Annotated in this window: 6 protein-coding genes; 3 read left to right on the forward strand and 3 right to left on the reverse strand. The window is 64.2% G+C overall.

Annotation, left to right across the window (positions count from 1 at the left end; all coding sequences use genetic code 11):
• The first annotated feature begins 222 nt into the window (after nt 1-222).
• From GIY56_RS18125 to GIY56_RS18135, 3 genes are read left to right on the forward strand one after another with little or no spacing between them, the layout of a single operon-like run.
• A complete protein-coding gene (locus GIY56_RS18125; protein ID WP_230312637.1) occupies nt 223-477 on the forward strand; it encodes a type II toxin-antitoxin system VapB family antitoxin in 255 nt (84 codons plus the stop codon).
• Nucleotides 477-902 (forward strand): type II toxin-antitoxin system VapC family toxin, encoded by a 426-nt coding sequence (locus GIY56_RS18130; protein ID WP_154766231.1) that lies wholly within the window; start codon nt 477-479, stop codon nt 900-902. Before GIY56_RS18125 ends, GIY56_RS18130 begins: the two co-directional genes overlap by 1 nt.
• A 43-nt stretch (nt 903-945) precedes the next feature.
• A complete protein-coding gene (locus tag GIY56_RS18135) occupies nt 946-1,224 on the forward strand; it encodes a hypothetical protein (protein ID WP_154766232.1) in 279 nt (92 codons plus the stop codon).
• Between the two features lie 128 nt (nt 1,225-1,352).
• Here the strand turns inward: GIY56_RS18135 and GIY56_RS18140 are convergent, their stop codons facing one another.
• The 3 genes from GIY56_RS18140 to GIY56_RS18150 form a co-directional block, all read right to left on the reverse strand.
• Nucleotides 1,353-1,559: a hypothetical protein gene (locus tag GIY56_RS18140; RefSeq protein WP_154766233.1), complete on the reverse strand. Its 207-nt coding sequence runs from the start codon at nt 1,557-1,559 to the stop codon at nt 1,353-1,355.
• 63 nt (nt 1,560-1,622) lie between these two features.
• Complete coding sequence (locus GIY56_RS18145) at nt 1,623-3,494, reverse strand: ParB/RepB/Spo0J family partition protein (protein ID WP_154766234.1); 1,872 nt, start codon at nt 3,492-3,494, stop codon at nt 1,623-1,625.
• Between the two features lie 265 nt (nt 3,495-3,759).
• A complete protein-coding gene (locus tag GIY56_RS18150; RefSeq protein WP_154766235.1) occupies nt 3,760-4,254 on the reverse strand; it encodes a DUF3768 domain-containing protein in 495 nt (164 codons plus the stop codon).
• Nucleotides 4,255-4,746: the final 492 nt, after the last annotated feature.

The raw sequence follows: 4,746 nt of genomic DNA on the forward strand, positions 1-4,746 counted from the left end.
CAGGGCAGGGCGACCAGGACCGGCGGGCGAGGGACTGGCTCGGGACGAGACAGGCATCCGCCCGCCGCAACCGGGAGCATCGCCCTGACCAGCTCGGGTGAAGGCCGGCTTGCCGGCCGGAACCGGGGACGCGACCCGAAGGGGGACGCCCGATGGTATATCCAATCTTAGGTTGCCCATATATCCGCAAAGGATATACTCTGATTAAACCGAGGATATACAATGCCCCTCTACATCAAAGATCCTGCGGTGGATACGCTTGTCGATCAGTATCTTGCGGCCACCGGTATGACGAACAAGACGGAGGCTGTTCGCCGCGCCCTGTCCGACCAGTTGAAGGCCCTGGCTGACAAGGAAACCCTTACGGATCGGGTTGCGCGGATACAGCACCGTGCGGCCGAGGCTGGCTTTGTCTCCACCGGCAGCGACATTGCGGCAGACAAGACGTTCATGGACGAACAGTGGGGCGAGGACTGATGTTTCTCGACGCCAGCGTTGTCGCCGCCGTACTTTTGCAGGAAGAGGATGGCCCTGCATTCCTGAAGGCGATGGAAGCCGCGCGGGGCACGCTGCGCTATTCGCCCATCGTGCGCCTGGAGGCGACACTTGCCCTTGTACGCAAGCGGGTTGAGCGGCGCGGCAAAGGCCCTGCAACAGCCGAGGACTTTGCCGCCGCGATGGAGCTTGTCGATGAGCTGCTGAAGGAACTTGAAGCCAAGGAGATGCACATCACGGGCAGCATGGGCGCCGAGGCGATCCGCGCGCTGTCTGTCTATGGCAAGGTTGTCGGGCACCCGGCCCAACTCAACATGGGCGATGCTTTGTCCTATGCCTGTGCCAAAGCCTTCCATGTTCCGTTGCTCTACAAGGGCGATGATTTTTCGAAAACTGATCTGGCGTGATGGGTCGCGCGATCTCTGACAAAGGGCAAAGGACCAAACCAGCATGACGGAAAATGAAATCCTCGTCCTGACCTTTCTCGCAGAGAAGCCAAACGCGATTTTTAGCTTTGATGTGATTTCAAAGAGTGTTTGCCTTACGCGAGATGAAGTTCGATCTGCATGCCACAGCCTACGGAAAGGCGGGTTCGCTGATTACTTCACTGGCTCATCAGTCGGCGGTGGATTTAGGGGTTCGGGATATATGATCCTGTTGCAGGGCCAACAGTGGCTTGAATCAGCGGGGCATGTCGTGGCCGCGCAGCGGCGGCCCGGCGCGGCCTGAGCGCCGCCCCTGTCCTGACGCCGGCCTGCCGGTGACAGGACAGAGGAAACCTGAGCCAGCAGAGGCATAAAAGAAGCCCCGCACGGGGCGGGGCCAAGTGAACCTTCGTCGCTGAAGGAATGAGAATGTCAGTCGGGCAGGCGATAGTTCAGCAGCCAGGACGGGCCAAAGGTATTGCGGACCTGGCGAAGATCCGGCCCTTCGCCGCCCGTCGAGGATAGCCATTCGGCCAGCAGGCGGCTTTTCCAGCGTCTGCCATGCCGGTCTCGATAGGCCCGCAAGGCTTCGATCTGTTCCGCGCTCGGGCCTTGATCACCTATCGGTTGCGTGTTCATGATGGAACTCTCCCTGTTGTTGGGCCGGGGGTGGCAAGGCGGTGCCGCCCCCGGCTTTTCAGGTCAGAAGCAATCCGGCACCCATGCGTCGATCCGGGCCTTTGCCTCCGCTGTGATGCGCCAAGCCTTCTGATACTCGGCATCGCTGAAGAGCCGTTCCATGCAGCGGGCCTTTTCCGCTTTCTTCTGGGCCTTGTGAGCCTTGAAGCCGTTGCCCTCGGGATCGCAGCCGGTCAGGTCCAGATGCAGGCTGTCCAGAGTGTCGGCACTGACACGGTTGAAAAAGTTCTCGGCGGTTGGCGTCCAGACCTTGCGGATGCTGGCCCCGCTGTCGGCCTCGATCAGCGCAAAGAAATCGGCATTGCCTGCGCCATAGGGCAGGGTGCGCGCCATGCCTTCCACCAGTGCGGCATTGCGGGCCTTCTTGCCTGCCGCCGTGAAGTCGCGGAAGGCTTGGGCCAGATCCTCGACCCGCAACTCCGGGCGGCTCCATGCCTCATGTCCTGCCGGGGGATGGACCAGCCGGTCGGACCATTCCAGACCTTCCGTCTTGCTCGGGCAGTTGTTGGGGCGTCCCGGCGACAGGTCAAAAACGCTCGTGCTGACGCCAGACGCCAGAGACAAACCGAAGGCCAGCAGATCGAACACCATTTCCGGCTTGTCCAGCAGGGCGGTCTGGATCGCGGCAAGCCGGATCGCCTTCATGTCCTCGACCAGTGCGCCGGTATAGGGCGACTTTGGCGCGGGCGCGGCATCGCTCCCGGTCGCACCGGCGGCATGGCCGGCGAGAGTCCCGGCCTCGATGGCTGCGGCCCGGTCCTCGGCCCGCACCCACGGGCCGCTCAACTGCACGGTCCCGCTGTGGCTGACATAGACATAGTAGCCCGCCACGGCGCGTTGCGCGTCGGTGAAGTCGCCCTTGATGATCGCGTCCAGAGCCTCAAGTTCGGCCTGCCCGGCCCCGTCCAGTGCATCGGCGTTCGCCAGTTCGGCCAGTTCGTCATACCGCTCGGCCTGTTCCTCCGTCAGAACCCCCTCGACCGGGTAAAGGCGTGCCAGCTTCTCGGTGACGGAATAGGAAACATACTCGTCGGCCATGACTTCAACCCACTTCCAGCCTGCGGCCAGCGTTCCGGCCTCGGCGTTCAGCCGCTCGGTGAACAGGTCCTGCAACAGGTCAGCATCGTGCAGCGCCACGGTGTCGCTGAACAGGTCGCGGCTCACGCTGCCGCCTGCGGCCTCGTAGGCGTCCAGTCTGACAAAGCGGGCGCGGCGGTCGGTGGCGCTGACGGCTGCGGGCTGCAATGCCTGCTTGATGCGGTGTTCTGACACGTCGCGGCCTTTCACCTCGGCCAGAACGGTCAGGGTCAATGCCTCGTCCTGCGACACGGTAAAGGCTTTTGCCATGCCAAGGCTGATTTCGCCCTCTTTCAGCGCGTCCAGAACCGGGGCGGGCAGGGCTGCCAAGGCAAGGCGGCGATAGACATGGGCCTCGGTCTTGCCGAAGCTGCGGGCAATAGCCGACACGTCCGCGCCTGCTTCCTTCATCCGGCCATAGGCGCGGATTTCCTCAACGGGCGCGAGGTCTTGGCGCGCCGCGTTCTCGGCATTGGCCCATGCGCGGGCGGTGGCCTCGTCGGGGGCGATGCGAACCGGGATGGAGGCCAGTTCCGGGTGGCGTTCGATGACGGTGACGTCACGCTCGATGGCGCGGGCGATGGCGCGCAGCCTGCGGCCTCCGGCAACGATGCCCACGCGGCCCTCCGCATCGAGGAGGCCGGACAGGTTCTGGATCAGGCCGATCATGGCAAGGCTGTCGGCCAGCAGGTCGATCCCCTCCGGGTCGGCGTCCTGACGCGGGTTCAGATCGGACAGATAGAGTTGGGCCAAGGAAAAAAACTGGATGGAGGCCGGGGCGATGGTTTCGCGTTTCATGGGAATGATCCTTTTGCGACGGATGGTTTGTTGCTATGGGTGCCCTGCCCTCATGGCCGTGGGGGCAGGGCGGGCTTTTTCAAAGTGCGCCGTGCTGGATCAGGAAGCGGCGGCCGATACCGAAGGTGTCGCCCTTCCTGACAAGCGCCCACGCTTCTGCGAGACGGCGCTGCAAGGTTTCACTGCTCATGAGTTCACCCCCTTTCAGGCTGACTGTGCGGGACGGTTCGGCCTGCTGACGGAGCCACAGCAGGCCGATTGCGGGTCAGTGTTCGGACGGCAGGTAGAGCGTCAGAACACGGCGCGTCTGCTCGGGGTCGGAGGGGGTTTCAGCGCCGAAGTGATAGGCGGTGTCGTAAAGGTCGATCTTCCAGAAGATCGCGGTGCCATGCGCCTCGACGCGGCCAAAGGAATGATCCTCGTAAGGGTCGTTGTCCTCGGTCCAGTCCGTGAAGGTGATAACCGCGTTCATCAGCGCGGCTTGGGTCCGCTCGGGAATGGCGAGGAAGCCCGGCGTGGCGACGGTGCGGCCTTTCAGATGCTGGCCGCGCCACAGGGCCGCGAAGCCCAGGGCGCGACGGAAGGCATCGTTCTGTTCTGCGATCATCAGCCGCAGCATGTGGTCACGGGCCTGCTCGGCGGGGTTGCAGATCGGGCAGAGGCCGGGGCCTGCATCCTCGGACTCGTAGTGATCGCGGCAGGAACCGCAGCGATAAACGCCGGTGTTCGTGTCTGCCGGGGCGGCATTGAGATGTGCCATTTGTGGCTCTCCTTAGCGACGGGGCGGCCGGGTCTTCTGCCCGTTCCGCCGATGGGCGAGCCTTCCTGATCTGCTATCTCGAAAGGCCCATGCCTTTCGGAAAGCAGAGCGGGGAGGGCGCAGCCCTGCCCGTGACCCCGGCCGAGACTGTCACGGGGTCGGGAAGGCGGGGTGGTGCGGCCCGCAGCCCGGAACGGGCGAGGACACGGCCCGCCTGGACGACGACGCCCGGCAACGGGCGGCGCTTGCCCCTTGACCGGCTCGGGCGGGGATGCGTGGCGGACAGGAAACAAAAAGGCTGCGGACGGGGGTGAGCGGGCGAAAGCCCGTCGATCCCCCGGAACGACGAAAGGATCATCTTGGCCCGCGCCGCGCGCGGGCCTCTCCCGTGTCTTCTTCCTGCCGCAGCGGTCAGACGGGAAGGCAGCTATCTCCGGGCTTCACCGGCAGTCTGCAACTGCCCGCCCGGTTGACCACAGGCCCTTGCTCGAT

Source organism: Paracoccus lichenicola, from assembly GCF_009708075.1.
Taxonomy (GTDB): Bacteria; Pseudomonadota; Alphaproteobacteria; order Rhodobacterales; family Rhodobacteraceae; genus Paracoccus; species Paracoccus lichenicola.

Bases quoted from the DNA above. Each gene is read 5' to 3' on its own strand.
- GIY56_RS18140 (WP_154766233.1), bottom strand. From the start codon at position 1,559: ATGAACACGCAACCGATAGGTGATCAAGGCCCGAGCGCGGAACAGATC.
- GIY56_RS18135 (WP_154766232.1), top strand. From the start codon at position 946: ATGACGGAAAATGAAATCCTCGTCCTGACCTTTCTCGCAGAGAAGCCA.
- GIY56_RS18145 (WP_154766234.1), bottom strand. From the start codon at position 3,494: ATGAAACGCGAAACCATCGCCCCGGCCTCCATCCAGTTTTTTTCCTTG.
- GIY56_RS18130 (WP_154766231.1), top strand. From the start codon at position 477: ATGTTTCTCGACGCCAGCGTTGTCGCCGCCGTACTTTTGCAGGAAGAG.
- GIY56_RS18125 (WP_230312637.1), top strand. From the start codon at position 223: ATGCCCCTCTACATCAAAGATCCTGCGGTGGATACGCTTGTCGATCAG.
- GIY56_RS18150 (WP_154766235.1), bottom strand. From the start codon at position 4,254: ATGGCACATCTCAATGCCGCCCCGGCAGACACGAACACCGGCGTTTAT.